Source organism: Streptomyces sp. NPDC017890, from assembly GCF_044328675.1.
Taxonomy (GTDB): domain Bacteria; phylum Actinomycetota; class Actinomycetes; order Streptomycetales; family Streptomycetaceae; genus Streptomyces.
In genome coordinates, this window is record NZ_JBIRHU010000092.1 from 1 (window position 1) to 3185 (window position 3185).

Here is a 3185-nt window from a genome sequence, read left to right on the forward strand (position 1 = left end):
CCGGAGGCCGATCGTCCGCGTCGTGCGGGTGTGTCGTCGTTCGGGATGAGCGGCACCAACGCCCACGTCATCCTGGAACAAGCCCCCGAGGCCGAACCTGAGAACGCCCCCACGCCGGGCGAGGAGTCCGCCGACCCGGCTGCCTGCCCCACACCATGGGTCCTGTCGGGCAAGACCGGACAGGCCCTCCGCGACCAAGCGGCACGACTGCTGTCGCATGCCGGGCGTGACACCTCTCAGCGCCCGGTCGACGTGGCGTACTCCCTCGCGGTGAGCCGTTCCCACCTGGCCCACCGCGCGGTGACCCTCGGTGCCGATCCGCTGGTGGACGTGGCCGCACTCACCGCCGGTGACAGCACGGCAGGCGTGGTGCAGGGCGTCGCGGATCTGCGGGGCAAGAGCGTGTTCGTGTTCCCGGGCCAGGGTTCGCAGTGGGTCGGGATGGCCACGGAGCTGATGTCTTCTTCGCCGGTGTTCGCGGAGCGCATGCGGGAGTGTGCCACTGCTCTGTCGTCGCATGTGGAGTGGTCGTTGTTCGACGTGCTCGGCGACGAGGAGGCGCTGGAGCGGGTGGACGTGGTCCAGCCGGTGTTGTGGGCGGTGATGGTGTCGCTGGCCGAGCTGTGGCGTTCGCACGGGGTGCGGCCCGCGGCGGTCGTCGGTCATTCGCAGGGTGAGATCGCGGCTGCGTGTGTGGCGGGTGCGCTGTCGATCGATGATGCGGCGAAGGTGGTGGCGCTGCGGTCGAAGGCGATTCTGGCGCTGTCGGGTGCGGGTGGCATGGTGTCGGTCGCGCTGCCACTCGACGAGGTCGAACAGCGGCTGTCCGACGGGTTGTCGGTGGCTGCGGTCAACGGGCCGTCGTCCGTGGTGGTTTCCGGGGATGTGGCAGGCCTGGATGCGTTGCTGGCCGGGTGTGAGGCGGACGAGGTCCGTGCCCGTCGTATCCCGGTGGACTACGCGTCGCACTCGGTGCACGTCGAGGCCATCCGCGACGAGCTCCTGGACGTACTGGCCGGGTTGCAGCCACGTGCGGCCGAGGTGCCGTTCTTCTCGACGGTGACGGCTGACTGGCTCGACACGTCGGTGATGGATGCGGAGTACTGGTACACGAATCTGCGGCAGACCGTCCGCTTCGAGGAGGCGACGAGGGCGCTGGCCGAGCAGGGCTATCGCTTCTTCGTCGAGACCTCCGCCCACCCCGTGCTGACCACCGGTGTGGAACAGTCTCTCGACCGTGCCGGGATCGACGCGCTGGTGCTGGGCTCGCTGCGGCGTGACGAGGGCGGCCTCGACCGGTTCGCCACGTCGCTGGCCGAGGGCTGGGTGCGCGGCCTGGCCGTCGACTGGTCCCCGCTGCTGGCCGGCGGACGCAGGGTCGACCTGCCCACGTACGCCTTCCAGCACGAGCGGTTCTGGCCGGAGGCCACTGCCGGTTTCCTCGGTGATGTCACGTCGGTGGGCCAGTCGCCCGCCGACCACCCACTGCTGGGCGCGGCGATCGAACTCGTCGACTCCGACGGCTTCCTGCTCACCGGCAGGCTGTCGGTGCAGACCCACCCCTGGCTGGCGGACCACGTGGTGTCGGGTGCCGTGTTCCTGCCTGGTACGGCGTTCGTGGAGCTCGGTGTTCAGGCCGGTGACCGGGTGGGCTGCGACACGGTCGAGGAGCTGACGCTGGAGGCGCCGCTGGTGCTGCCCGAGCACGGGGGCGTACACGTCCAGCTCGTGGTGGGGGCGCCGGATGCCACGGGACGGCGCCCGCTGTCGGTGCATGCCCGTGCCGATGGGGCGGGCCCGGACGAGCCCTGGACCCGGCACGCCACCGGCCGGCTCGCGCAGACCGGTCGCGCGGCCGGCGCCGGTCTGGCCGTCTGGCCGCCGAAGGACGCGGAGACGATCGACCTGGACGGGCTCTACCCGGGCCTGACGGAAGTCGGTCTGGCGTACGGCCCGGTGTTCCAGGGGCTGCGGGCAGCCTGGCGGCGCGGCGACGAGGTGTTCGCCGAGGTCGCCCTGCCGGCACAGGAACAGGACAGGGCGGAGGCGTTCGGACTGCATCCGGCGCTGCTCGACGCCGCGCTCCATGCCATCGGACTGGGCGACTTCGTTGCCGAGACAGGCAGGGCCGGACTGCCCTTCGAGTGGAGCGGTGTATCCCTGTACGCGACCGGAGCAGCCGTGATACGGGTGCGGCTCGTCTCTGCGGGTGCCAACGCGGTGGCCGTGGAGGTGGCCGACGAGAGCGGTGCCCCCGTCGCCTCCGTCGACTCCCTCGTCCTGCGCCAGGTGAGCGGCGACCAGTCGGTCGCCGGCCGGTCCGTCCATCACGATTCCCTCTTCCGGCTCGACTGGGCCGAGGTGCCCGTGGCACAGGGCCGGCCCGTGGATCCGGAAGAGCGCTGGGCGGTGCTCGGCACAGCCGGAGCTGCCGAATGGGCGTGGCCCGGTGTGACGGCTCACCCCGACCTCGACGCGGTGGCCGCCGCGGGCGCGGACGTCGTACTGCTGCCGTGCGTGGGCGAACCCGGTGAGGCGGCGGCCAGTGCCCGTTCGGCGGTCTACGGTGTGCTCGACGTGCTGCACTCCTGGCTGGACGACGAGCGCTTCGCCACCGCCCGCCTCGTCGTACTGACCCGGGGCGCCGTGGCCGTGCGGACCGGAGACGACGTCACCGACCTGTCCGGTGCCGCAGTGTGGGGACTGGTCCGCTCGGCGCAGACGGAGAACCCCGACCGCATCGTCCTCGTCGACCTCGACGCCGCGGACTCCTCAGTTCGGGCGCTGTCCGACGTCCTCGCCCTGGACGAGCCGCAACTCGCGGTCCGCGAGGACACCGTCCGTGCTCCACGCCTCGCCCGGACCGGATCCGGCGGCACTCTCGTGCCTCCGGCCGGGGAGCCCGCATGGGTCGTCGACTCGGTGAGCGGCGGCGGCACGCTCGACGACCTGACCCTGATGCCCCGCCCCGAAGCCATGGCACCGCTGGCCGACGGCACCGTCCGGCTGAGCATGCGCGCGGCCGGCGTCAACTTCCGCGACGTCCTCATCGCGCTGGGCATGTACCCGGACGCCGGCGTCATGGGCAGTGAGGGCGCGGGTGTGGTGACCGAGGTCGGGCCCGGTGTGACGGAGCCGGCCGTGGGGGACCGGGTGTTCGGCATGGTCGGGCACAGCTTCGGTCC

At 71.9% G+C, this 3185-nt stretch carries 1 protein-coding gene; it reads left to right on the forward strand.

Features of this window, described 5'->3' with window-relative positions:
- Positions 1–45: 45 nt before the first annotated feature.
- On the forward strand, positions 46–3185 hold a 3140-nt coding region (locus ACH4F2_RS35435), incomplete at its 3' end, for an acyltransferase domain-containing protein (protein WP_398136761.1).